17 protein-coding genes are annotated in these 22,757 nt (G+C 69.8%); 10 read left to right on the forward strand and 7 right to left on the reverse strand.

Features of this window, described 5'->3' with window-relative positions:
- The first annotated feature begins 31 nt into the window (after positions 1 to 31).
- The 4 genes from V7Q48_RS05220 (at position 32) to ssb (ending at position 3,605) form a co-directional block, all read left to right on the forward strand.
- Entirely contained in the window at positions 32 to 736 is a 705-nt protein-coding gene (locus V7Q48_RS05220) for a COQ9 family protein (RefSeq protein WP_333836703.1), read from the forward strand.
- A gap of 108 nt (positions 737 to 844) precedes the next feature.
- Positions 845 to 1,102: a FeoA family protein gene (locus tag V7Q48_RS05225; protein WP_333836704.1), complete on the forward strand. Its 258-nt coding sequence runs from the start codon at positions 845 to 847 to the stop codon at positions 1,100 to 1,102.
- Positions 1,099 to 2,958: a ferrous iron transporter B gene (feoB, locus tag V7Q48_RS05230; RefSeq protein WP_333836706.1), complete on the forward strand. Its 1,860-nt coding sequence runs from the start codon at positions 1,099 to 1,101 to the stop codon at positions 2,956 to 2,958. The genes V7Q48_RS05225 and feoB overlap by 4 nt, the downstream gene beginning before the upstream one ends.
- Positions 2,959 to 3,056: 98 nt before the next feature.
- Positions 3,057 to 3,605 carry a single-stranded DNA-binding protein gene (ssb, locus tag V7Q48_RS05235; RefSeq protein ID WP_333836707.1) on the forward strand — a complete coding sequence of 183 codons (549 nt, stop codon included), beginning with the start codon at positions 3,057 to 3,059 and terminating at the stop codon, positions 3,603 to 3,605.
- Between the two features lie 107 nt (positions 3,606 to 3,712).
- Here ssb and V7Q48_RS05240 read toward each other — a convergent pair whose 3' ends face one another.
- Positions 3,713 to 6,160: a hypothetical protein gene (locus tag V7Q48_RS05240; protein ID WP_333836709.1), complete on the reverse strand. Its 2,448-nt coding sequence runs from the start codon at positions 6,158 to 6,160 to the stop codon at positions 3,713 to 3,715.
- A gap of 199 nt (positions 6,161 to 6,359) precedes the next feature.
- Here V7Q48_RS05240 and V7Q48_RS05245 point away from each other — a divergent pair, with 199 nt between their 5' ends.
- Positions 6,360 to 7,898, forward strand: coding sequence for a glycoside hydrolase family 125 protein (locus tag V7Q48_RS05245; protein ID WP_333836711.1), 1,539 nt, complete (start codon positions 6,360 to 6,362; stop codon positions 7,896 to 7,898).
- Between the two features lie 24 nt (positions 7,899 to 7,922).
- Here V7Q48_RS05245 and V7Q48_RS05250 read toward each other — a convergent pair whose 3' ends face one another.
- From V7Q48_RS05250 to acs, 3 genes are all read right to left on the reverse strand, one after another.
- Complete coding sequence (locus tag V7Q48_RS05250; RefSeq protein ID WP_333836712.1) at positions 7,923 to 9,491, reverse strand: carboxylesterase/lipase family protein; 1,569 nt, start codon at positions 9,489 to 9,491, stop codon at positions 7,923 to 7,925.
- A gap of 94 nt (positions 9,492 to 9,585) precedes the next feature.
- On the reverse strand, positions 9,586 to 10,764 hold the full coding sequence (locus V7Q48_RS05255; protein ID WP_333836713.1) for a carbohydrate porin: 1,179 nt from the start codon (positions 10,762 to 10,764) through the stop codon (positions 9,586 to 9,588).
- 538 nt (positions 10,765 to 11,302) lie between these two features.
- Positions 11,303 to 13,252 (reverse strand): acetate--CoA ligase, encoded by a 1,950-nt coding sequence (acs, locus tag V7Q48_RS05260; protein ID WP_333836714.1) that lies wholly within the window; start codon positions 13,250 to 13,252, stop codon positions 11,303 to 11,305.
- Positions 13,253 to 13,465: 213 nt separating this feature from the next.
- Here acs and V7Q48_RS05265 point away from each other — a divergent pair, with 213 nt between their 5' ends.
- Both V7Q48_RS05265 and acpA read left to right on the forward strand, forming a co-directional pair.
- Entirely contained in the window at positions 13,466 to 14,752 is a 1,287-nt protein-coding gene (locus tag V7Q48_RS05265) for a Xaa-Pro dipeptidase (protein WP_333836715.1), read from the forward strand.
- 115 nt (positions 14,753 to 14,867) lie between these two features.
- Entirely contained in the window at positions 14,868 to 16,499 is a 1,632-nt protein-coding gene (gene acpA, locus V7Q48_RS05270; protein WP_333836716.1) for an acid phosphatase, read from the forward strand.
- On the opposite strand, the gene V7Q48_RS05275 is transcribed toward acpA, so the two are convergent.
- The 3 genes from V7Q48_RS05275 to hemC are packed head-to-tail and all read right to left on the reverse strand — an operon-like array spanning position 16,477 to position 19,131.
- A complete protein-coding gene (locus V7Q48_RS05275; RefSeq protein ID WP_333836717.1) occupies positions 16,477 to 17,433 on the reverse strand; it encodes a hypothetical protein in 957 nt (318 codons plus the stop codon). The genes acpA and V7Q48_RS05275 overlap by 23 nt on opposite strands.
- A 37-nt stretch (positions 17,434 to 17,470) precedes the next feature.
- Positions 17,471 to 18,151, reverse strand: a complete 681-nt coding sequence (locus V7Q48_RS05280; protein ID WP_333836718.1) for a uroporphyrinogen-III synthase — start codon at positions 18,149 to 18,151, stop codon at positions 17,471 to 17,473.
- 8 nt (positions 18,152 to 18,159) lie between these two features.
- Positions 18,160 to 19,131, reverse strand: coding sequence for a hydroxymethylbilane synthase (gene hemC / locus V7Q48_RS05285; protein ID WP_333836719.1), 972 nt, complete (start codon positions 19,129 to 19,131; stop codon positions 18,160 to 18,162).
- 45 nt (positions 19,132 to 19,176) lie between these two features.
- Here hemC and tsaD point away from each other — a divergent pair, with 45 nt between their 5' ends.
- From tsaD to V7Q48_RS05300, 3 genes are read left to right on the forward strand one after another with little or no spacing between them, the layout of a single operon-like run.
- A complete protein-coding gene (gene tsaD / locus V7Q48_RS05290; protein WP_333836720.1) occupies positions 19,177 to 20,229 on the forward strand; it encodes a tRNA (adenosine(37)-N6)-threonylcarbamoyltransferase complex transferase subunit TsaD in 1,053 nt (350 codons plus the stop codon).
- Positions 20,226 to 21,221, forward strand: a complete 996-nt coding sequence (locus tag V7Q48_RS05295) for an NAD(P)H-dependent glycerol-3-phosphate dehydrogenase (RefSeq protein ID WP_333836721.1) — start codon at positions 20,226 to 20,228, stop codon at positions 21,219 to 21,221. Before tsaD ends, V7Q48_RS05295 begins: the two co-directional genes overlap by 4 nt.
- Positions 21,214 to 22,746, forward strand: a complete 1,533-nt coding sequence (locus tag V7Q48_RS05300) for a lipopolysaccharide biosynthesis protein (RefSeq protein ID WP_333836722.1) — start codon at positions 21,214 to 21,216, stop codon at positions 22,744 to 22,746. The genes V7Q48_RS05295 and V7Q48_RS05300 overlap by 8 nt, the downstream gene beginning before the upstream one ends.
- Positions 22,747 to 22,757 lie beyond the last annotated feature (11 nt).

Raw genomic sequence — 22,757 nt, forward strand, 5'->3', positions numbered from 1 at the left:
CGCGCGCGGCATCCGAAGAGGACAACAGCCGATGATCGACACCGCCGCCACCCCAGAGCTGGACACGACGACGCTGGATACGCTGACGCTGGACGAGCTGCGCGTCGAACTGGCGCCGCTGGTTGCCGAGGCGGCGATGTTCGACGGCTGGACCGAACTGGCGGTGGACAACGCCGCGTTTTCGGCGGGCGTGGAGCCGAGCGTCGCGCGCCTGGCCTTCGCGACCGGTGAGCGCGGGGCGGCGATGCGGATGATCGCCGCGTGGATCGAGCGCATCGATGCGGACATGGCACGCGCCCTTCCGCCCGAGCATATGGCGACACTCAAGATCCGCGAGCGTATCCGCCAGCTGGTGCAATTCCGGCTCGATGCGCTGACCGGCATGGAAGAGGCGCTGCGCCGTGCGCTGATCGAGATGGCGCGGCCGGTCAATGCCGCACGCACGCTGCAGCTGGGGTGGCACAGCGCCGATGCGATGTGGCGCCTGGCCGGCGATACCGCCACCGACCTCAACCACTATACCAAGCGCACCACGCTCGCCGCGCTCTATGCCGCGACGCTGGCGGTCTTCGCCGAGGATCGCAGCGAGGATCACGCCGATACGCGGGCGTTCCTCGATCGCCGGATCGAGGGGGTCATGCGCTTCGAAAAGGTCAAGGCGCAGTTCTTCAAGCCCGGTGCCGAGCGGTTCAGCCCGGTGCGCCTGCTCGGCCGGCTGCGCTACCCCGCACGCTGATCGCCGGCCCGGCTTCTGCCCCGGACATGAGGGGGTGGGACAATTTGACCGCGATCAATTATTGCGAACGACTTGCATAAGCATCGTCGCTATGGCAGCGAGCCGTGCGTGACGCTCGATGAACTTCCGCAGGGCCGGATGGCCCGACTCGCCGCGATCGACTGGTCCGCGCTCGTCCCCGAAGAGGCGGAGCGCCTGCGCGCGCTGGGCTTCGATACCGGAGCCGAGGTGCGCCTCGCGTATCGCGGCGTGCTGTTCGGGCGCGATCCGCTGGCGATCGAAATCGGGCGCATGACCGTGGCGCTGCGCCGTGTCCATGCCCGGGCGATGCATGTCGAACAGCCGGCGGAAAGCGCGACGGCATGAGCCGCGGGCCATTCACCGCCGCGCTGGTCGGCAATCCCAACGCCGGCAAGAGCGCGCTGTTCAACGCGCTCACCGGCGCGCGCCAGAAGATCGCGAACTATCCCGGCGTCACGGTGGAGCGCAAGGCAGGCCGCCTGCTGCTGCCTTCGGGCGAGCCGGTCGAGCTGATCGATCTGCCGGGTTCCTACGGGTTCAACACCACCAGCCCCGACGAGGAAGTGACCCGCCGGGTCATCATGGGTGAGCAGGCGGGACAGGCGCAGCCCGACGTGCTGGTCATCGTGCTCGATGCGTCCAACCTCGAGCAGCACCTCGTCTTCGCGCAGGAAGTGCTCGAGCTGGGCCGTCCGACCGTGGTCGCGCTCAACATGGTCGATCTGGCCGCGCGCGACGGGCTGGTGCTCGACGCCGCCGCGCTCCAGGCCGAACTCGGCGTGCCGGTGATCGAGACCGTCGCCGTGCGTCGGCGCGGGCTCGATGCCCTGGGGGCCGCGATCGGCGCCGCGCGTGATGTGGCGGCCGGCCCCACACCGCCGGCGCCGCGGCCGCATGTGACGCTGCCCGAACGGCGCCTCTTGGCACGGCAGATGGCGCAGGGCGCTACTTTGTCCGAAACCGCGCGGCATCGTGTCCATGCCCGCATCGACAAGCTGCTGCTGCACCCATGGCTGGGCCCGGTGATCCTGGCGGCGCTGCTCTTCGTGGTGTTCCAGGCGGTGTTCAGCTGGGCCGCGCCGGTGCAGGACCTGCTCGAGGGCGGGGCCAATGCGCTGTCCGACGGCGTGCGTGCGGTGCTGCCCGCCTCGCTCTTGCGCGACCTGCTGACCGACGGCGTGATCGCGGGCGTCGGGGCGGTAGTGGTGTTCCTGCCACAGATCCTCGTGCTGTTCTTCTTCATCCTGCTGATGGAAGCGACCGGCTACATGGCGCGCGCCGCCTTCCTGATGGACCGGATGATGGCCGGTGTCGGGCTTTCGGGCCGCAGCTTCATCCCGCTGCTGTCGAGCTTTGCCTGCGCCATTCCCGGCATCATGGCGACGCGCAGCATCACCGATCCCAAGGACCGGCTGACCACGATCCTCATCGCCCCGCTGATGACCTGCTCGGCTCGCCTTCCGGTCTATACCGTCATCATTGCCGCGTTCATTCCCAATTCCCGCGTGCTGCCGGGTGTCGGCCTGCAGGGGCTGGTGCTGTTCGGACTTTATGTGGTCGGCGTGATCGGTGCGATGGCGGTGGCGCTGATCCTGCGCCGCTCGATCACCAAGGGTGCGGCCTCGGGCTTCATCATGGAACTGCCCAAGTACCAGCTGCCCACGGTCAAGGACCTGGCGCTGGGCCTGTGGCAGCGCGCCTGGGTCTTCCTGCGCCGCGCAGGCACGATGATCCTGACCGTGGCGGTGGTCCTGTGGCTGCTGCTCAACTTCCCGCGCGCCGAGGAAGGCCGCAGCCAGGTCGATGCCTCGGTGGCAGGGCATATCGCCAATGGCCTGGCGGTGGTGATGAAGCCGATCGGGTTCAATCGCGACATCGCCCTGGCGCTGATCCCGTCGATGGCCGCGCGCGAAGTGGCGGTCAGCTCGCTCGCCACCAGCTACGCCGTCGACACCGGCGACGAGGCGGTCGAAGGGCAGATGCTGGGCGACCGGCTCAAGCAGCACTGGAGTCTCGCCACCGCACTGGCGTTCCTCGCGTGGTTCGTCTTCGCGCCGCAGTGCATGTCGACCATCGCCGTTACCCGGCGCGAGACCAATGGCTGGAAATGGCCAACCTTCATGCTCGGCTACCTCTTCGCGCTGGCCTACGTCTTCGCCGGCGTGACCTATTGGACGGCGGTGGCTTTCGGTCTCGGCTGACCCCATATTGCTGGTGAATTGGCGGTGGAAAGCGGGCTGGCACCGGCCGGCGACGATGCGCTACCAAGCAAACTGAGAATTCCAAGGGACACGATTCGATGGCAGGCAGCGTCAACAAGGTCATTCTGGTGGGCAACCTGGGGGCCGACCCCGAAGTAAAGTCGTTCCAGAACGGCGGCAAGGTCTGCAACCTGCGCATCGCCACCTCGGAAAGCTGGAAGGACCGCAACACCGGCGAGCGCAAGGAGCGCACCGAATGGCACACCGTGTCGATCAGCTCCGAAGGTCTCGTCGGCGTGGCCGAGCGTTACCTGCGCAAGGGCAGCAAGGTCTACATCGAGGGCCAGCTGCGTACCCGCAAGTGGCAGGACCAGAGCGGCAATGACCGCTACACCACCGAAGTGGTCGTGGCCGGCATGGGCGGCACGCTGACCATGCTCGACGGCGCGCCCGGCGGCGGGGGCGGCGGCGGCGGTGGCCAGCGCTCCGGCGGCTGGAACGACGGCGGCTCGTCGGGTGGTTCGTCGGGCGGCGGTTTCGGCGGTGGCTCGCGCGGGGGCGGCAGCTCCTCGGGCGGCGGCTGGAACCAGGGTGGCGGCGGCGCCGGTGGCTTCTCCGACGATCTCGACGACGATATTCCGTTCTGATTGTCGTCTTTGGATAGTGGGCCTGCCTCAGGCTTCCACCACCCCCAAACCCCCTCCTCTCAAGAGGAGGGGGTCGGGGGGTGGCGGAGGCCTAAATCAGCGTCTCATTATCCCGCCGGCAACGTGACCTTCGCGCCCGGCGCATCGCGCAGGCGCAGATGCAGGGTGCCGTCCACCGCGCGCGGCACGCGCAGGCTCGATCCGGTGAAGCCCGGCTGGACGGTGGCGGCGCGGTTGAAGGCATCGTCGGCGGCCACTGCATCCAGCAGGAACAGGTTGCGCCCGGTCAGCGTGCAGGGCTGCGAGCCATTGCCGTCGCAGGCAAGGCCCGTGATCCGCGGCAGCCGCGCCAGTGTCGCCAGTGGTACCCAGGCGCCGGCCTGCCCGCCCTTGACCAGGCGATAACGCAACTGGCCATAGCTGGCGGGCGGAAGGTCGCCGGCGCGCAGCGTCGCCACCACGACTTGCGCATCGGTTGCCATCAGGCCCTTGCCGGCGCTCAGCACCAGCCCGCTCTGGCGTCCGGCGGGCGCGACCTCGATCGCATCGTCCGGGGTGAATGCCGTCCCCGGCGCCGCGCGCAGCGAGAAGACCAGTTCGCCATCCTCGGGCAGGAGGTCGTCGCCGGCAAAGCGCAGCGGGCGCGCGCCGGCCGGGACCGGTGCGGCATTGATCGTGCGGCTGACGATGTCGGCGCGCGGGCGGGCCGGCCCGATCTTGAGCGAGACCGTCTGGCTGCGCCCGTCGTCGAGCTTGACCACCGCCTTGACCGCCGTGCCGGCATCGCCCGCGCGCGCATCGCCGGTCGCGGCCAGGTGGAGACGGTCGATCCGTCCTTCGCGGGTCAGGCCGTCGGGCTTGAACTCGAGCGTGCCGACGCTGACCGAGACCACCTGTTCGAGCCGCTGCCCGGTGACCAGTGCCTCGCCTTCGCCGGCGCGCACGTCCACCCCGTCGATCCGGCTGCTTTCGGCGCGCGCGCGCAGGTTGACCGTCGCGCTGCCGTCCAGGCCCTGCTGGCGGATTTCCAGCCGCACGTCGCCGGTCTCGCCCTCGGCCAGCGGCACCGTCACTGCCAGCTTGCCGGCATCGACCGCGCGCCAGGTGACGCTGCGTGCCGGGCCATTGCCGACGCGCAGCGACACGTCCTCGACGCAGCCGGGCGAGGCGCCATCGAGCAGGACTTCGTTGTCGCGACCCGAGACGAGCGGGCCCGAGGCGCCCGCGCCGCGTGTCCAGCCGCCGCCATCGGGCCACTGGATGGTGAAGTCGGGGCCGTCGTAGGCGTCGAAGCCCCAGCGGCCGTGGAGGTGCAGCGCCACCGCGCCCGGCCCCTTGGGCAGGTCCGCGCCGGGCAGCAGGTATCCGCCGCGATCGGCGCGCGGATGCAGCGCAATGTCGACCGTCTTGCCATCGGGCAGGGTGGTGCGTGCCATCATCGCGTGGGCATAGCCGGTGGCGAAGACCAGCGGCGCCCCCTCGACCGGCAGGACCATGTCGCCGCCGCGTGCGCAGAGCGGCCCGGTCGTGCTGCCGCGCAGCTGTGGCGGGCTGTCCGCGCCGATCGCGGGCATGGCCATGACCATGACCGACTTGGGCTTGGTGAACGAGGGCGCTGTGTTGAGCCGCAGCGAGGTCGTCTCACCATGCAGCACCGACAGCGTGGGCAGGTAATTGAACTGCGGGTTGCTGAACGCGCCAAAGACGCGTGCCAGGTCGCGGATCACGCCGATATAGGGGCTGTAGACGCCCGCGCCGCCCTGCTGCGTCGCGCTCAGCGTGAAGGCCAGCTGGGTGGGGGCGCCGGTCAGCGTGTCGGTCAGCGAATTGGTGTGCACATCGCTCAGCACCAGCGTGTCGCGATCGTCGAGCAGGCACGAGGCCTGCTGTTCGACGACCTTCGACAGGCAATCCTCGTTGAGCTTGATAGACAGGCTCTTGGCCAGCACCGGCGCCAGGCGGCGCAACTGGTCGGGGTGCGCCTCGCCGTCGCCGCGGATGCCGGCCATGAACGCCTCGAGCCGGGCATGGTCGAGCGAGACCTGGTTGAGATCCTGGCTGGCGCGCACGAACTCGCCGGGCTTGCCGCGCACCGCGTCGACCAGCGTGCCCTCGGCGCCGTTGGTGTCGGGCACGATCAGCACCACCATCTGCCGCGCGCCCTTGGGCACCGTCAGGCTCAATGCCTTGTCGCGGGGCTTGTCCTTCCAGGTGCGCGCAACTCCCATCCACTCGCGCGGCGGCGGATTGGTCGCCCCGCGCAGGAAGGCCGACACGACCATCAGGTGCGCGCCCTGGTTCTGCCCGGGCACGGCGGCAATATCGACCTTGTCGCCTTCGGCAAGGCTCGGCACCTGCGACAGCGGCAGGGTCTGCGTGCCGCGCGTGACCGTGACGGCCAGGTCCGGTCCAACCAGCTCGAAGCGCGCCGCATCCGCATTGGCCGGCACCGCGTGAGCCAGCGCGAGTGCCAGGGCCAGGCTTCCACCGGACCGCTGACGGCGCAGCCGGTGAGGGGAGGGCAGGGTCGGGGCAACGGAGCGGAGGGACGTCATCGCGCGCAATCTGCTGGGTTGTCGGCCAAGGTCAATGGGAAAGCGACACCGTCGTGTCGCATGGCAAAATTCGTGATAGCGGTAACACGTCCCGGGTGGGAACGGTGCAGACCTTTCGGGCTTTCGGTTTCATTACCGTTAAGTGATGCCATGCCATGATGGCCGCACGATTTATAAAAACCTGCAGGAGTACCCCGCCATGACCACCCCATCGCTCGATCGCCGCACGCTGGTTCGCAGCGCGGCGGCGCTGGCAGGCGGGCTCACTGCGGGGCTCGTCGCACCCTCGGCGCACGCGGCGCAGACCCAGCCTGCCGGCAGCGGCAGCACGATCCTGCCCCGCCCGGCCCCGACGCCCGCCGCCGGCACCCCGCCGCCGGCGCGCACCGGCCGCCCGCCGCTTGGCCAGCGGCGCTTCACCAGCACGGCGGTGGAGGAAGAGATCACCCGCGTCTCGGGCATGATCGCCGATCCCAAGCTGCGCGCGATGTTCATCGCCTGCTATCCCAACACGCTCGACACCACGGTCGAGATGGGCATGGTCGATGGCCGGCCCGATGCCTTCGTCATCACCGGCGACATTCCGTGCCTGTGGCTGCGCGACAGCAGCGCGCAGCTGTTTCCTTACGTCCATCTGGTGCGCAAGGATGCGGTCCTGGCCGACCTGTTTCGCGGGCTGATCGCGCGGCAGGCGCGCTCGATCCTGATCGATCCCTATGCCAATGCCTTCATGCGCGATCCGACGGCTGGCACCAGCCTCGATTGGTCCAAGACCGACCAGACGCTGATGAAGCCCGGCGTCGCGGAGCGGAAATGGGAGGTCGACTCGCTGTGCTATCCCATGCGCCTCGCCTGGCGCTATTGGCAGGCGAGCGGCGATGCGCGGCCCTTCGACGATACCTGGGCGCAATCGGCGCGCACCATCATCGAGACCTTCCGCGCTCAGCAGCGCAAAGAGGATCGCGGGCCCTACAGCTTCCGTCGCAACAGCGACCGCCCGACCGAGACGATGATGCTCGACGGCTATGGTCCGCCCGCGCGCGCCGTTGGCCTGATCCACAGCGGCTTCCGCCCCTCGGACGATGCCTGCACGCTGCCGTTCCTGATCCCGTCCAACCACTTCGCCGTCACCACCCTGCGCGAGATGGCGCTGGTGGCTGAGGGCGCGCGCAAGGACAGCCAGCTCGCCGCCGATGCGCGCGTGCTGGCCGACGAGGTCGCCGGCGCGCTGGCGCAGTGGGGCACGATGTTCCTGCCCGACGGCAAGGGTGGCAGCCGGCAGGTCTGGGCCTACGAAGTCGACGGCTATGGCAACGCGCTGTTCATGGACGATGCCAACGTGCCCTCGCTGCTGTCGCTCGCCTATCTCGGCTGCGTTCCCGCGACAGACCCCTTGTGGCAGGCGACGGCCGAGGCGTGCTGGTCGCCGGCCAATCCCTATTTCTTCAAGGGGCAGGCGCTTGAGGGCATCGGCGGGCCGCACGTGGGCATGGGGCAGGTCTGGCCGATGAGCCTGATCGTGCGCGCGCTGTCCTCGACCGATCCCGACGTGATCCGCGCGCTGCTGCGCCAATTGCGCGATACCGATGCTGGCACCAACTTCATGCACGAGGCGGTGGACATGGATTCGCCCGCGCAGTTCACGCGCAGCTGGTTCGCCTGGGCCAATGGCCTGTTCGGCGAACTGATCGTCGGGCTGGCCGACCGTCAGCCGGCGGTGCTGACCGGCGCGATCTGACGTTTACGCTTTTGGGGCGAGCGATCACTCGCCCCAGAGCGCACGTTCGGCCCGATCGAGGTCGTCGACCACGCTGGCATTGCGCGCCACCACCATCGACGCGCGCCGATCGGCCTTGAAGCGTGGCCATGCGGGCCAGGCCGGGGTCGAGGGCGCACTGCCCTTGATGAAGGCGACCATCGCGCCGTGCCAGGCATCGGCCACCGGCTGCTCGGCCGCGGAATAGCCGAACATCTGCGCCGCGACCGGGTTGGTCACATGGTCAAAGGTCAGTGGCACGTCGAGCACGTGCGGGCTGCTGCCGCGGTGCGGTCCGCCCGGTGCGGGCAGGGCGAGGCGATAATGCCACACGCTCGCCCCGCGGGCAGCGTGCGCTTCGGCCAGCCGCAGGTTGGGCATGCCGTATTCCTCGGCAGTCAGCAGCTTCCAGCGACGCTCCGCCTCGCTCAATTCGGGATAGGCCTGCGCATAGCTGCGGTTGAGGGTCGCCATGCGCGCCATCGTCTCGTTCGAGACCTGCTGCGACCACAAGGGCTTGGCAGCCTGGGCGGGCGAGAGGAACAGGCGGCTTTCGTCGGCATTGGACCCGACCAGCAACGGCACGCGCGGTACGCGGCCCTCGACCATGCGCGTCAGCGGCATCTGCGGCAGGAACATGCCATCGACCACCGCACGGAACGCCATGTTGCGCGGCCACTCGCGCCGCGCGGCGACCTGGGCCTCGATGATCGCGGGGAATGGCGCCACCAGTAATCGCTCGCGCCCGCCGAGCCGCGCCACCACGGCATTGGCAAAGGCCGCGGCCTCGCCCGGGTTGTAGACGGTCTGACCGCCGCCGCTGCAGACGATGGCGCGGGCATAGAGGCCATCGGCCGCCGGTGTCGCCATCAGCGTGACCACGTTCTTGCCGCCCGCGGATTCGCCCATCAGCGTCACGCGGCCAGGGTTTCCGCCGAATGCCGCGATGTTGGCGCGCACCCATTGCAGCGCGAGGACGAGGTCGCGAATACCGTTGTTGCCGCTGCCGGCATAGCCGCGGCCGAGCACATGTCCCAGCTCGCAATAGCCCAGCGCGCCGAGGCGGTAGTTGACCGACACGCAGATCACGCCCTGCGCGGCAAAGCGCTCGCCGGTGGTGAGGGCGGCCCCGCTCCACCCGGTCTCGTTGGCGCCGCCGTGGATCCACACCACCACCGGGTAGCGACCGGGCGCGGCCGGTGCCCAGACATTGAGCTGGAGGCAATCTTCGGCCTGCGTCGCGGGCAGCGGGTCGAAGCCTTCGGGTTGTGGCGCGGCGCGGGGCGGGCGGGTCGCATCCCATTCGCCGTGCCAGGCGCGTGCCGGTCGTGGCGCGGCAAAACGGGCGGCGGTGCCATAGGGGATGCCGGTGAACACGCGCACCGCCTCGCCCTTGCGGCCCTGCATCACCTCTTCGATTCGGCCGCGCACGAGGCCGCCGCTCGTCGCCACCAAGAGCGGATCGCGCGGCGCCGCGGCTGCCAGCGCCTCGAACGGCAGGCCCAGTCCACCCAATGCCGCAACCCCGGCGCCGATGCTGCCTGCCAGCACGCTGCGCCGTGAAATCTCCTCCATGCCTGCTTTGCCCTTTTGCCCGTTGCGATCTGCCTTACACAGTCGGTTCGGGCGGCCAAGGTTCCGGCAAAATCTGCGGGCGGCAAACCGGCGTTCAGCGCGCCCAGTTCAGGCGCAGGCGCAGCCCGGCGACGAGGGCGTTGCGCAGGGCCAGGTCCCACGACGGGGCGATGACGTATTGCAGGTCGGGCTGGATCGTCATCCAGCGGGTCACGGCGCGTGCGGCGGTCAGTTCCAGTGCGGTCTCCGCTGTCCGGGCGCCAAGCGTGCGGCGCGTCTGCGCGCCAAGCCAGGCGCGCGCCATCGCCAGGCCCAGCTGCCAGTCACCGGCGTCGCGAACCACGCCCGCGCCGCAATAGCCCACGACCGCATTGGTCCGCGCATCCGCCAGCCCCGCACGCACCCAACCATGCCATTTCGGCGCGAACGATACCTCCACGAGTGCGAAGACGCCCTGTGACCAGGCCGCTGCGGTCTCATCGTCAGTGCGCGGTTGCGGGCGGGAATAGCGCCACGCCCCGAGGTGCACACCCCCGCCTTCGCCAAGCGCCGCCACCGGCACATCGACCTGCCCGATGACCAGCGCGCCGGTCGTGCCCGGCAGGCGCAGGGCGGGCAAGTTGGCATCATCGACACTGCCCGCCAGCGCGTCGAACACGCCGAGGCGCAGCATGGCATTGCCATGCGTTGCACCCGTCAGCACCACGCCGCTCGCCGCGACGGGAAAGACCGAGGGGCCGTTGGGGCCGGATTGGCCGAGCTCTGGTCCCGAGCCGTGGCTCGAGTGAATGAACAGCGCGCCGATCGCCTGGACGTCGAACTCGCTGTTGAGGTCGATCAGGCCGGCCTTGGCGGTGATGGCCAGCGGCGCGGCATTGTCGCTCAGCCGCCAGCGCAGCCAGGCCTCGAACAGGTGATGTTGCGGTGGCGCGGCAATGTTGCTGACCCCTTGCGCATCGCCGACCCAGCGTCCCGACAGGTCGGGGCCGTGCACCGCCATCAGGTCGACATGCGCCGATAGCGCGCCCAACCCGACGACCCCGCCGTCGACGTCGACCCAGGCATCGGCGCGCCCGATCACGACACCGCCACGCCCCGCACCGCCATCGAGCACGGTCACGGCGTCGGCGACGTAGCTGAAGCCGGGGGATATCGGCGGGGCGCCGTCGGCTTCGGCGGCATGCAGCGGCTGGATCGCGCGGACCATCACGCATAGCAGGGCGAGCATACGGCGCAGCGAGCGACGGGACAGGGCGGGGCGGGGATCGGACATGGCAGCCAGCCTACGTCCCCGCCGCCTACGTCCCGGCTATCCCGCGCTTAGGTAGGTCTGCGCTGCGCGTCGCTGCGGAGGGCGGCGCCAATCTGCCGTTTACCCGGCATGACCGGGACGCCCGCGGCGCAATCTTGCCGGACTGCGACAAGCGGGCTTCGCCCTGGCCTGTTGCTGTGGTGCATCACTGGATGGCAAAGAATAGGTATGCACTTTTGTGCTGGCAGGTCTCGCTTGAGCCGCTATGATGCCCGAGCATAAAATGCACAAAGCCCGGCGCGGCGGTGGGAGAGGACGCCGTTAAAATCCACGCGCCGGGCAAACAATCTGCCATGCAGATTTTCCCCAAAAAACCCGGTTTTGCTAGATTTACCGCAGATGCGGCGTGAGCGGTCTGGCGTCACGCGTGCGAATCGCACGACGGAGCTCAGGCGGCGATAACCCTTCACTCCGCTGCGAGTATCAGCGCGGCGAATCGACTGGGAATCGCGACGCCGGGCCTCCCCCAGGCCAGAGGGGGAGGCCCGGCGTCGCGGTGTCAGGCGCTGGCCAGTTCGGGCCGGTTGGCGATGAGGTTGTCGACCACCGAGGGATCCGCCAGCGTCGAGGTGTCGCCCAGCGAGCCCAGGTCGTTTTCCGCGATCTTGCGCAGGATGCGGCGCATGATCTTGCCCGAACGGGTCTTGGGCAAGCCGGGGGCGAATTGAATCACGTCGGGCGTGGCGATCGGGCCGATCTCGTGGCGCACCCACTGGACCAGTTCGCGGCGCAGCGCTTCGTCCGGCTCCACCTCGGCATTGCAGGTGACATAGGCGTAGATGCCCTGGCCCTTGATCGCATGCGGCATGCCGACCACGGCTGCTTCGGCGACCTTGGCGTGGGCGACCAGCGCGCTCTCGATCTCGGCCGTGCCCATGCGATGGCCCGAGACGTTGATGACGTCGTCGATGCGGCCGGTGATCCAGTAATAGCCGTCCTCGTCGCGGCGGCAGCCGTCGCCGGTGAAGTACCAGCCCTTGAACGTGGTGAAATAGGTCTGGAAGAAGCGCTCGTGATCGCCCCAGACGGTGCGCATCTGGCCGGGCCAGCTGTCGCCGATGACGAGGCACCCGTCGGTCGCGCCCTCGAGCGTCACGCCGTCGTTGTCGAGCAGGGCGGGGCGCACGCCGAACATCGGCTTGCTGGCCGAGCCGGGCTTGAGCGCGGTCGCACCGGGCAGCGGGGTGATCATCGCGCCGCCGGTTTCGGTCTGCCACCAGGTGTCGACGATCGGGCAGCGCGCATCGCCCACGACCTTGTGATACCACTCCCAGGCCTCGGGATTGATCGGCTCGCCCACCGAACCGAGCAGACGCAGCGACTGGCGGCTGGTGGTGTGCACCCATTCGTCGCCCTCGCGCATCAGCGCGCGCAGGGCGGTCGGGGCGCCATAGAAGATCTCGACCTTGAACTTGTCGACCACCTGCCAGAAGCGGCTGGGGTTGGGGAAGTTGGGCACGCCCTCGAACATGACGGTGGTGCCGCCGTTGGCGAGCGGGCCATAGACCACGTAGGAGTGCCCGGTGACCCAGCCGATATCGGCCGCGCACCAGTAGATCTGGCCCGGACGATAGTCGAACACGTACTGATGCGTCATCGAGGTCCACACCGCGTAGCCGCCGGTGGTGTGCAGCACGCCCTTGGGCTTGCCGGTCGAGCCCGAGGTGTAGAGGATGAACAGCGGATCCTCGGCGTTCATTTCCTCAGGCGCGCATTCGGCGCTCTGGCGGCCGACCGCCTCGGCCCAGGCCAGGTCGCGGCCCTCCTGCATCGGCACGGCCGCACCGGTGCGCGCCAGCACGACGACGGTGTCGACCGAGGGGCAGTGCGTCAGCGCTTCGTCGACGTTCTTCTTGAGCGGAACGCGCTTTCCGCCGCGCAGACCCTCGTCGGCGGTCAGCACGATGCGGCTGTCGCAATCCTCGATGCGACCGGCCAGCGCATCGGGCGAGAAACCGGCGAAGACGATCGAATGGATCGCACCGATGCGTGCGCAGGCCAGCATCGCCACCGCGGCCTCGGGCACCATCGGCAGGTAGATCGTCACGCGATCGCCGCGGCCCACGCCGCGCTCCTTGAGCAGGTTGGCGAGGCGGCAGACATCGGCGTGCAGTTCGCGATAAGTGATCGCGCGCGAGGCATCCTCGGGGCTGTCGGGCTCCCACAGGATCGCCACGTCGTCGCCGCGCGTGGCCAAATGCCGGTCGAGGCAGTTGGCCGAGAGGTTGAGCGTGCCATCCTCGAACCAGCGGATGCCGAAGTCTTCCTCGTGGAACGAGGTGTTCTTCACCTTGGTGAAGGGCTTGATCCAGGTGATGCGCTGCGCTTCCTCGGCCCAGAACGCTTCCGGCTCCTCGATCGAGCGGCGATACATCGCGTCATAGCGCGCCTCGTCGATCAGCGCGCCTTCGGCCCAGGCGGCAGGAACGGGATAGACGGCTTCGGCCATGGACGTACCCTCTCTGGTATCTTGCTTGGTGCAATTCGTGTGCCCGTCACGCTACTCGCTCGCGTCGCGCACCGCCAGTTGGATATAAGTATTGCACGGCGTGCCTGTCGCGCTGGCGACACAGATCGTGGCCATGCCGCATCGCGCAACGATCTGACGCGCGGCATGCAAAAGCACTCCCCCCGGCGGAATGTGCGCGCTAGGCTGGTGCCCATGTCGCGCCTCACCCCCGTCATCGCCGCGCTCTGCGCCTCCGCCCTGCTTTGCGCCGCACCCGCAAGGGCCGAAACCGTCTGGGTCCGCGCCGGGCATCTCGTCGATCCCGAGGCGGGCAAGGTCTGGCCCGCGCGCCTGATCCGGGTCGACGACGGGCGCGTGACCGCCGTCACGCCCGACGGGCCAGTGCCCGCCGGCGCCAGGGTGATCGACTGGTCGGCCTATACCGTGCTGCCCGGGCTGATCGACATGCACGTCCACCTGCCCGATCTCGACCAATCGGAGAACGTCGCCGAGCCGCTGCTTCATTCGGCGATGGAGAGCGCCTTCGTCGGCGCACGCCATGCCCGCGCCACGCTGATGGCCGGCTTCACCACCGTGCACAACTGCGGTAACTTCCGTGCCTATGCCGATGTCGAGCTGCGCAACGCGATCAATCGCGGCGACGTGATCGGCCCGCGCATCAGTACCGTGGGCGCTTATGTCACGATCCCCGGCGGCGGCGGCGAGGTGACGGGCTTCGCCCCCGACGTCACCGTGCCCGCCGACATGCGCGCCGGCGTGGTCGTCGATGCGGCGGACACCACGCGCAAGGTCAACGCGCTGTTCCAGCACGGCGTCGATTCGATCAAGCTGATCGCCACCGGCGCGGTGCTGGCGCAGGGCACCGAGCCGGGCCAGCAGGAGTTGAGCGACGCGGAAATGCGCGCCGCGGTCGAGGTGGCCAGGGGGCGCGGATCGTGGGTCACGGCCCATGCCCATGGCGCCAGCGGGATCAAGGCCGCGATCAACGCCGGGGTCAAGGCGATCGAGCACGCCAGCCTGATCGACGACGAGGGGATCGCGCTGGCCAAGGCCAAGGGCGTCTGGCTCGACATGGACATCTACGATGGCGACTTCATCGCCGAATACGGCCGCGCGCACCGTTGGCCCGCCGACATGCTGCGCAAGAACGACGACACCACCGAGGCGCAGCGCATCGGTTTCCGCAAGGCGGTTAAGGCCGGGGTCAAGCTGTCGTTCGGCACCGATGCCGGGGTCTATCCCCACGGCCTCAACGCGCGGCAGTTCAAGTACATGGTCCGCTATGGCATGACGCCGATGCAGGCGATCCAGGCCGCCACCACCGTCTCGGCCGACCTGCTGGGGTGGAGCAAGGACGTCGGTGCGCTCTCGCCGGGCCACTATGCCGACATGATCGCGGTGAGCGGCGATCCGCTGGCGGACATCACGGTGCTCGAGCGCGTCGACCATGTGGTGAAGGGCGGCGTCGAGGTGAAGTGATGGGTTGGGTTGAGCGAGGCCTCGCCGCCTTGCGACACTTCGCGACCATGCAGCCTTGGACAGGCGACGCCCGCGCGCCTATCGCAGCCGCGATTCCCCCCAAGGATAGTCCACGATGACCGACAGCCCCGCGAAATCCGGTACCCTTCCGCTCGACCGCCGCAGCCTGCTGGCGGGGCTTGCCGTCACTGGCGCGGCCAGTGCCGTCGACGCGCACGCCGCAGGTCCCGCTTCGCGCGCCAAAGTCGATGCCGCGCTGCGCGCCAAGATCGAGACCGTCGTGGTGATCTTCGCCGAGAATCGCAGCTTCAACAATCTCTTCCCCGAGTTTCCGGGCCTTGCGCAGCCGCTCTCGCAAGTTCCGCCCGAGCGTGCACGTCAGCGCGATCGCGATGGCCGCGTGCTCGAGACGCTGCCGAAAATCTGGGAGGGCATGGTGCCCGACAAGCAGGTGGTCGAGCACAGCGAGATCGTGATCGGCGAGGATGCGATCGCGGGGCTACCCAACGCCCCCTTCGCACTCAAGACGCCCGAGGGCGATCCGCTGCCGCATGGCGTCATCACCCGCGACCTGATCCACAGCTTCTACAACAACCAGTGGCAGATCAACGGCGGGCGCAACGACGGCTTCGTCGCCTGGGGCGACAGCGGCGCGATGGTCATGGGCCATTACGGCGATGCGCGCGCCAACCTGCGCCTGTGGCAAGTCGCGCGCGAATTCACGCTGTGCGACAACTTCTTCATGGGTGCATTCGGCGGCTCGTTCCTCAACCACCAGTACCTCGTGAGCGCCACCGCGCCGTACTATCCCGAGGCGGACAAGAGCCCGGCCAGGGATCGCATCGTCAAGCTGGACCCCGCATATACCGATCCGCCGCGCCCGCTGCTGCGGCCGGGCACGCCGGCGAGCGCGATGGATGGCCCGGTGCGGTTCGTCGCGGATTCGATCACGCCCGATCACCGGGCGGTCAACACGATGCTGCCGCCCTACCTGCCGACCTACCAGGCCGACCCGGACAAGCCGGGCCATGCGCTGGTCACCGCGCAGACGCTGCCGCCGCAGACCCATGCGCATATCGGCGACCGGCTGAGCGAGAAGGGCGTCGACTGGGCCTGGTATGCCGGCGGCTGGGGCGAGGCGATGGCCGGCCGCGCCAACAGCGCCGCGTTCCCCTCGCGCCCCAATTTCCAGCCGCATCACCAGCCGCTCAACTATTTCGCGAACCTGGCACCGGGCACGGCGGCGCGCGCGCACCACTTGCGCGATGCCGGCACCGGCGAGACGCCCCGCACCAATCGCTTCCTCGCCGATGCACAGGCCGGGACGCTGCCCGCGGTCACGTTTTACAAGCCGCAGGGCGACCTCAACATGCATGCCGGCTATTCCGACGTCGATGCCGGCGATCGCCATATCGCGCGCACGATCGACCTGCTGCGTCGCTCGCCGCAGTGGGACAAGATGCTGGTGGTCATCACGTTCGACGAGAACGGCGGCTGGTGGGACCATGTCGCGCCGCCCAAGGGCGATCGATGGGGGCCGGGCACGCGCGTTCCGGCGCTGATCGTCAGCCCGCATGCGCGCAAAGGCCACGTCGATCATACCGTCCACGACACCGGCTCGATCGCGCGCTTCCTGGTGCGACGCTTCGGGCTGACGACGCTGCCCGGGCTGATCGAGCGCGACAAGGCGATGATCGCGGCGGGCGGGCCGCCGCCGGGCGACCTTACTTCGGCTTTGCTGGTGTAGCGGGCGCGGCCGGCGCCGGGCTCGCGCTCGGTGCCGGCGCTACGGTATCGTCGGCAAGCGGCGTTGCCGGGGAAGCGGGCTGCGGCTGGGCCGAGGGCAAAGGCGCAGGCATCACCGGCTGCGGGGCGGGCAGCACCATCGCGGCGGTTTCCAACTGGTCGAGCGCGCGCTGCGCCGCGACCCAGTCGCGCGCATGGGCCAGCCATTCGGTCGCCGCATCCTTGCCGGGCATGCGCTCGACATCGCTGATCGCGGCATCGACGCGGCCGCCGGCGATCGCCAGGCGTGCATGATCGCGGCGGCTTTCGGGCGTCGCGCCGTCGGCGGCATCGTGGCGGATCACGAAGAGCGAGCCGATCGCGCCTGCCATCCAGTCCCAGGTATTGCCCTGCGCCGGCTTGCCCAGCAGGCGCGGTTCGACCTGCACGAATTCCTCGGACAGCGTGCCCAGCGTGATCGGGTGCGCGGCCGCGGCGATGACGCGATCGACCGCGCCGGGCTGGCTGGCGCCGAACCGCACGCGCAGCTGGTTCTCGAGGATGCCCAGCGGCTGGCCACGCTCGATCGCGCGGCGCGCGGCGAAGGCCACCAGCAGTGCTTCGGCACGGGTTGCCTGGCCCGAGGCGGCCATGGCCTGCTGGTTCAGTTCGGCAAGGCGCTGCTCGAGCGCGGAAACCTTGGCAGTGGTCGCGGTGAGCACCGCGTCGGCCGCGGCATTGCTGGCGGCGGCGACCACGGCCTCGGACGCGACGCTGGCGGGAACATCACCGCTGGCGCTGGCGGACGGGTGCAGGTCCAGCTTGAGCCAGCCCTGCTGCGCTGCATACCAGGTGCCGCCAGCGCCTGCGGCAAGGATCAGGACGAGGCCGAGACCCCAGGCAAGTCGCCCGCCCCCACGGCGTTGGCGCCGCGAGTTTTCCTGTCCGATCGGCATATCCTGCATCTATTTTCGCTTGTCCGTTGCCCCGATGTCACACGTTTTTGCACATTTGTGCGGCCAAGGCCAGCAATGGTTGATCGCGGCGCATTGCAGAAATTTCAACCGCTTGCCAGCCGCGGCCGGCCATCGCGGCGATGCGCGGGGCCAGGCAGGCCAGTTGCACCGTGCTGCGCGGCAGGTTGAGGCGGGTGCATTCCTGCGCGAAATGGCGTGCCGCTTCGCCCGAATGCAATGCGACCACGCAAGGGTGCGGCAGCATGCTGGCCGCCTCGCCCGACAGGGGCAGGGCCTTGGCCGCGTAGACCATGACCGTATCCACCACGAGGCCCTCGGGCAGGGTAAGCGGCACGGGATCGCTGCCCGACAGGCGCAAGTAACGCCCGGCTGGCAGGCTTGTTGCCACGTCCTGCAGGCTGCCTTCGCCCGAAACACGCACGGTAAAGCCCGCGTCGCGCGCCACGCGGGCGGTCTCGGCACCCACGGCCACGACCGGGAGCGGGGCGAGGGCTGCCAGGTCCTGACCGCCGTGGCGAAACAGGTTGGCACTTCCAGCGAGGATCGCAGCGTAGTCGGCAGGGTCGGGCGCCTGCCATGCCACCGGTGCGATGGCGAACAGCGGCGCGCCGAGTACCTCGGCGATCCCCAGCGAACGGGCCGCCGCGACGCTGGCGGCATTGCCCGGTTCGGGCCGCACGATCAGCAATGGGAGCACAGGCGCCGTCAGCCGCCGTGAAAGAAGGCGGCGATGCCCGCGGGTGCCTCGGCCAGCAACTGTGCGGCGAGGGCGAGCGGTGCCGCGTCGTCGCCGGCGGCGAAGCGCGCGCTGGCCTCGGTGCGCAGCGCGCCATCGGGGCTGTAGAGCGCGGCGCGCAGCACGAGGTCGTCGCCGTCGGCCGTGGTCAGCACCGCGATCGGGCTGTGGCAGGTGCCGCCCAGCCCCGCGAGCAGCGCGCGCTCGGCCCGGATCGCGGCATGGGTGGGGGCGTGATCGATACTGGCAAGCAAGGCCCGCACATCGTCGCGCGCGGCGAGGCATTCGATGCCGATCGCACCTTGCGCCGGCGCTGGCAGCCAGTCCTCGGCGGGCAGCACATGGCCGACGCCGGTCTCGCCCAGCCGCTGCAACCCGGCGGCGGCCAGCAGCGTCACGTCGGCTTCGCCCGCCTGCAGCTTGGCCAGCCGCGTGGCGACATTGCCGCGGAACGGCACGATCGCGAGGTCGGGGCGGGCGTGGAGCATCTGCGCGGCGCGGCGCGGGGCACTGGTGCCGACGCGTGCACCCTGCGGGATCGCGGCGATCGTCGCGGCACCCACCAGGACGTCGCGCACGTCGGCGCGCGGCAGCACCGCGGCGATGGTGATCTCGGCGGGGCGGATCGTCTCGACGTCCTTCATTGAATGGACCGCGAAGTCGATTTCGCCGGCGATCAGCGCGGCGTCGAGCTCCTTGGTCCACAAGGCCTTGCCGCCGATTTCGGCCAGGGGGCGATCCTGGATGCGGTCGCCGCTGGCGATCTGCGGGCACAGCTCGACCATGCTCTCGGGCCACCCTTGCGCGGCGCAGAGGCGCGCGCGGGTTTCCTCGGCCTGGGCCATGGCGAGCGGCGAGCGGCGCGTACCGAGCCGCAGCGGCCGGTTCGCCGCTGGCACGGGTTGGGGCGCGGGGTCGGGCGTGTGTGCAGGCGTGTTCATGCGCGGCTTGCCGTAAACGGGATTATCTCTAAGGGAAAGCTCCGCATGGCCCTGATCCTTGGCATCGAATCCTCCTGTGACGAAACCGCCGTCGCCATCATCGATGGCGATGCGCCGACGCTGGCGCGCCGCATCGTCGCGCAGCGTATCGCCTCGCAGGACGAGGCGCACCGCCCATATGGCGGCGTCGTGCCGGAAATCGCCGCGCGCGCACATGCCGACGTCATCGCCCCGATGGTCGAGGCGACGCTCGCCGATGCCGGCCTGGCGCTGGCCGATGTCGACGCGATCGCCGCGACGGCGGGGCCGGGCCTGATCGGCGGGGTGATGGTCGGCCTCGTCACCGGCAAGGCGCTGGCCATGGCCGCAGGCAAGCCGCTGATCGGCATCAACCATCTCGAAGGCCATGCGCTCTCGCCGCGGCTGGCCGACCCTGACCTGGCCTATCCCTACCTGCTGCTGCTGGTCTCGGGCGGGCACTGCCAGATCCTCGAGGTGACCGGGCTGGGCCACTATCGCCGGCTGGCCACGACGATCGACGATGCGCTGGGCGAGGCTTTCGACAAGACCGCCAAGATCCTCGGTCTCGGCTACCCCGGCGGCCCCGCGGTCGAGCGACTGGCGCGCGAGGGCGATGCCCGCGCCGTGCCGCTGCCGCGTCCGCTGGTGTGCAGCGGGGAACCGCACTTCTCCTTCGCAGGCCTCAAGAGCGCGGTGCTGCGTGCGCGCGATTCGGGGCGCCATTCCGCTGCCGACCTTGCCGCCTCGTTCCAGCAGGCTGCGATCGACTGCGTGATCGACCGCACCCGCGGCGCGCTTGGCGTGTGCAGCCCCGGCATGACCGCGCTCGTCGTCGCGGGCGGCGTCGCTGCCAACACCGCGCTGCGCACGGCGCTCGAAGCGCTGGCCGCCAGTGCCGGCCTGCCGCTGGTCGCGCCGCCGCTGGCGCTGTGCACCGACAATGCCGCGATGATCGGCTGGGCCGGCGCCGAACGCTTTGCCCAGGGGCATGCCGATCCGCTTGACCTGCCGGCGCGCCCGCGCTGGCCGCTCGATGCAGATGCGGCGCCGGTGCGCGGGGCAGGGGTCAAGGCATGAGCGATCCGATCGGGGTGATCGGCGCGGGCGCCTGGGGCACCGCGCTGGCGCAGATGCTGGCCAGCGACGGCCGCCCCGTCCGCCTCTGGGCGCGTGATCCGGCGCTGGTCGAGACCATCAACCGCACGCACACCAACCCGACCTATCTGCCGCAGGCACACTTGGCCGATACGATCACGGCCACCGCCGACCTCGCCGCGATGGCCGCGCTCGGCACGCTGGTATGGGTCACGCCCGCCCAGGCGGTCGGCACCGTGCTTGCCGGCATGCCCGGCTTTGCGGGTGACCTCGTGCTTTGCGCCAAGGGCATCGAGGCCGGGACTGGGCGCCTGATGGCAGACGTCGCCGCCGCCGCCGCGCCCGCCGCGGCGATCGCGGTGCTGTCCGGCCCGACGTTCGCGCACGAGGTGGCCGCCGGCTTGCCCACCGCGGTGACGCTTGCCTGCGCCGGCGGCGAGGCACAGTGGCAGCGGCTGGCCCCCGCCATCGCCCGCCCGACGTTCCGCCCCTATTACAGTGCCGACGTCATCGGGGCCGAGATCGGTGGCGCGGTCAAGAACGTGCTGGCGATCGCCTGTGGCGTCGTCGCCGGTCTCGGCTTGGGCGAAAATGCCCGCGCCGCGCTCATCAGCCGCGGCTTTGCCGAAATGCAGCGCTTCGGTCTCGCGCTCGGTGCCGAGGCCGAGACGCTGGCCGGACTCTCGGGGCTGGGCGATCTCGTGCTCACCTGCTCGTCCACCGCCAGTCGCAATTTCTCGCTGGGCAAGGCGCTGGGCGAGGGACAAAGCGCGGTTCAGGTTCTGTCGGGGCGCAGCACCGTAGCGGAAGGCGCGTTCACTGCGCCGGTCCTTGCGGACCTCGCCCGCCGGAAGGAAATCGCCATGCCGCTGGTCGAAGCGGTCGTCACCCTGCTCGAAGGCCGCGCCCCGGCGCGCGACGTCGTCGCCGGCCTGCTGGCCCGGCCCCTGCGCGCGGAACATCCGCTTGGCTGACATCGTGTCCTCCCCGGAAGGGGCCGCAGCCGAGCAGGCGGACATCGCCGCGCTCGCCAAGGGTGGCCGCACCAACTTCTTCGGCTTCGTGCTGCGGCTGGCCGCCAGCGTGCCGTTCCTGTTCATCGCCGGGCGTCTGTATGGCGCCGCCGAACTCGGCCGCTATGCCTCGGCCACGCTGGTCGTCGAACTCGCCGCGCAATTGGCGACGCTGGGCCAGAAGCGCGGCCTCGCGCAGCAGCTGGCCAAGGAAGACCGGCCCGGCGCCAACATCGTCGCCGACGCGCTGCTGCTCTCGACGCTGGTCTCGGTGGTCTTCGCCGCGCTGCTGTGGCTCGTGCCCGTGGCCATGTTCCCCAGCCGGCATTTCACCGCGATCGAGCGACTGCTGCCGCTGGCGATCCTGCCGCGTGCGCTGGGTGACGTCGCGCTGGCAGCGCTGGCCTATCGCTTCGACGTCGGCGCGACGGTGCGCGCGCGCGCCGTGGTCGAGCCGTGGACGCAGTCACTGGCCGCAGGCGGTCTGTGGCTGGCAGGGACATGGCTTGCGGGCACGTGGTGGGCGCCCTTGCGCGACAGCGGCCTGATCCTCGCCTATGCGCTCGCCATGCTCGCGGCGATGGCCACGGCGTTCGTGCCACTGATCAAGAGCTACGGTCTCCCGCGCCAGTGGAATCCGCGGCCCGGCGCCCTGCTGCGGCTCGCCAACCGCAACCTGCCGCTGGCCGGTGCCGACGCGGTCGAATGGGGGACGCGCAAGCTCGATCTATTCATCCTCGGCACGTTTGCGCCGGCGGCCGCGGTCGGCATCTATTACGTGGCGCAGCAGGTCGCGACCCTGCCGCAGAAGCTCAAGACCAGTTTCGAGCCGATCCTCGGCCCGGTTATCACTCGCAACCTCAAGGACGAGAACCACGGCGCCATCGCGCGCCAGGTCTGCCAGGTCGGCTTCTGGATCACCGCCGCGCAGGCCGGGATCGCACTCGCGCTGGGCTTGCCGGGCAAGGGCGTGATGGGGCTGTTCGGCCCCAACTTCGTCGCCGGGACCGCAGCGCTCGGGCTGCTGCTGGCGGCCGAAGTCGTCGCCTCGCCCGCAGTGGTGAGCGAGGCCGCACTTATCTACGTCGCGCGGCTGCGCAACTGGTGGATCAGCCTTGCGACGATCGCGCTGCAGGGCGGGCTGACCGTGGCCTTCATCCTCATCGCCCGCGAGCTCGGCTGGGGCGGCATGGTCGAGGCCGCGGGGGCGGCATTGGCGCTCGTGCTTTCGCTGGGTCTGGCCTCGTTGCTCAAGGCGCGGCTGCTGGGCCGCATTCTCCACGAACGCATCAGCAATTTCCGCTGGGCGCTGGTCTGGGCGGCGGTTCCGGCGATCGGCGTGGGGGTCCTTGCGCGCTTCCTGCCCGAATGGGCCGAGGTCGGCTTCGGCGTGCCGGCAATCCTTGGCGTCTATGGCTTTGTCATCTGGCGGCGCGGGTTCGGGCCCGAGGATCGCGTGCTGTTTCGCAAGCAGAAGGCGGCGTGATTTTCTGACGC

Source organism: Novosphingobium sp., from assembly GCF_036803765.1.
Taxonomy (GTDB): domain Bacteria; phylum Pseudomonadota; class Alphaproteobacteria; order Sphingomonadales; family Sphingomonadaceae; genus Novosphingobium.

Coding starts and splice junctions, on each gene's coding strand:
- V7Q48_RS05220 (WP_333836703.1), top strand. CDS start 32: ATGATCGACACCGCCGCCACCCCAGAGCTGGACACGACGACGCTGGAT.
- feoB (WP_333836706.1), top strand. CDS start 1,099: ATGAGCCGCGGGCCATTCACCGCCGCGCTGGTCGGCAATCCCAACGCC.
- ssb (WP_333836707.1), top strand. CDS start 3,057: ATGGCAGGCAGCGTCAACAAGGTCATTCTGGTGGGCAACCTGGGGGCC.
- V7Q48_RS05240 (WP_333836709.1), bottom strand. CDS start 6,160: ATGACGTCCCTCCGCTCCGTTGCCCCGACCCTGCCCTCCCCTCACCGG.
- V7Q48_RS05245 (WP_333836711.1), top strand. CDS start 6,360: ATGACCACCCCATCGCTCGATCGCCGCACGCTGGTTCGCAGCGCGGCG.
- V7Q48_RS05250 (WP_333836712.1), bottom strand. CDS start 9,491: ATGGAGGAGATTTCACGGCGCAGCGTGCTGGCAGGCAGCATCGGCGCC.
- V7Q48_RS05255 (WP_333836713.1), bottom strand. CDS start 10,764: ATGTCCGATCCCCGCCCCGCCCTGTCCCGTCGCTCGCTGCGCCGTATG.
- acs (WP_333836714.1), bottom strand. CDS start 13,252: ATGGCCGAAGCCGTCTATCCCGTTCCTGCCGCCTGGGCCGAAGGCGCG.
- V7Q48_RS05265 (WP_333836715.1), top strand. CDS start 13,466: ATGTCGCGCCTCACCCCCGTCATCGCCGCGCTCTGCGCCTCCGCCCTG.
- acpA (WP_333836716.1), top strand. CDS start 14,868: ATGACCGACAGCCCCGCGAAATCCGGTACCCTTCCGCTCGACCGCCGC.
- V7Q48_RS05275 (WP_333836717.1), bottom strand. CDS start 17,433: ATGCCGATCGGACAGGAAAACTCGCGGCGCCAACGCCGTGGGGGCGGG.
- hemC (WP_333836719.1), bottom strand. CDS start 19,131: ATGAACACGCCTGCACACACGCCCGACCCCGCGCCCCAACCCGTGCCA.
- tsaD (WP_333836720.1), top strand. CDS start 19,177: ATGGCCCTGATCCTTGGCATCGAATCCTCCTGTGACGAAACCGCCGTC.
- V7Q48_RS05295 (WP_333836721.1), top strand. CDS start 20,226: ATGAGCGATCCGATCGGGGTGATCGGCGCGGGCGCCTGGGGCACCGCG.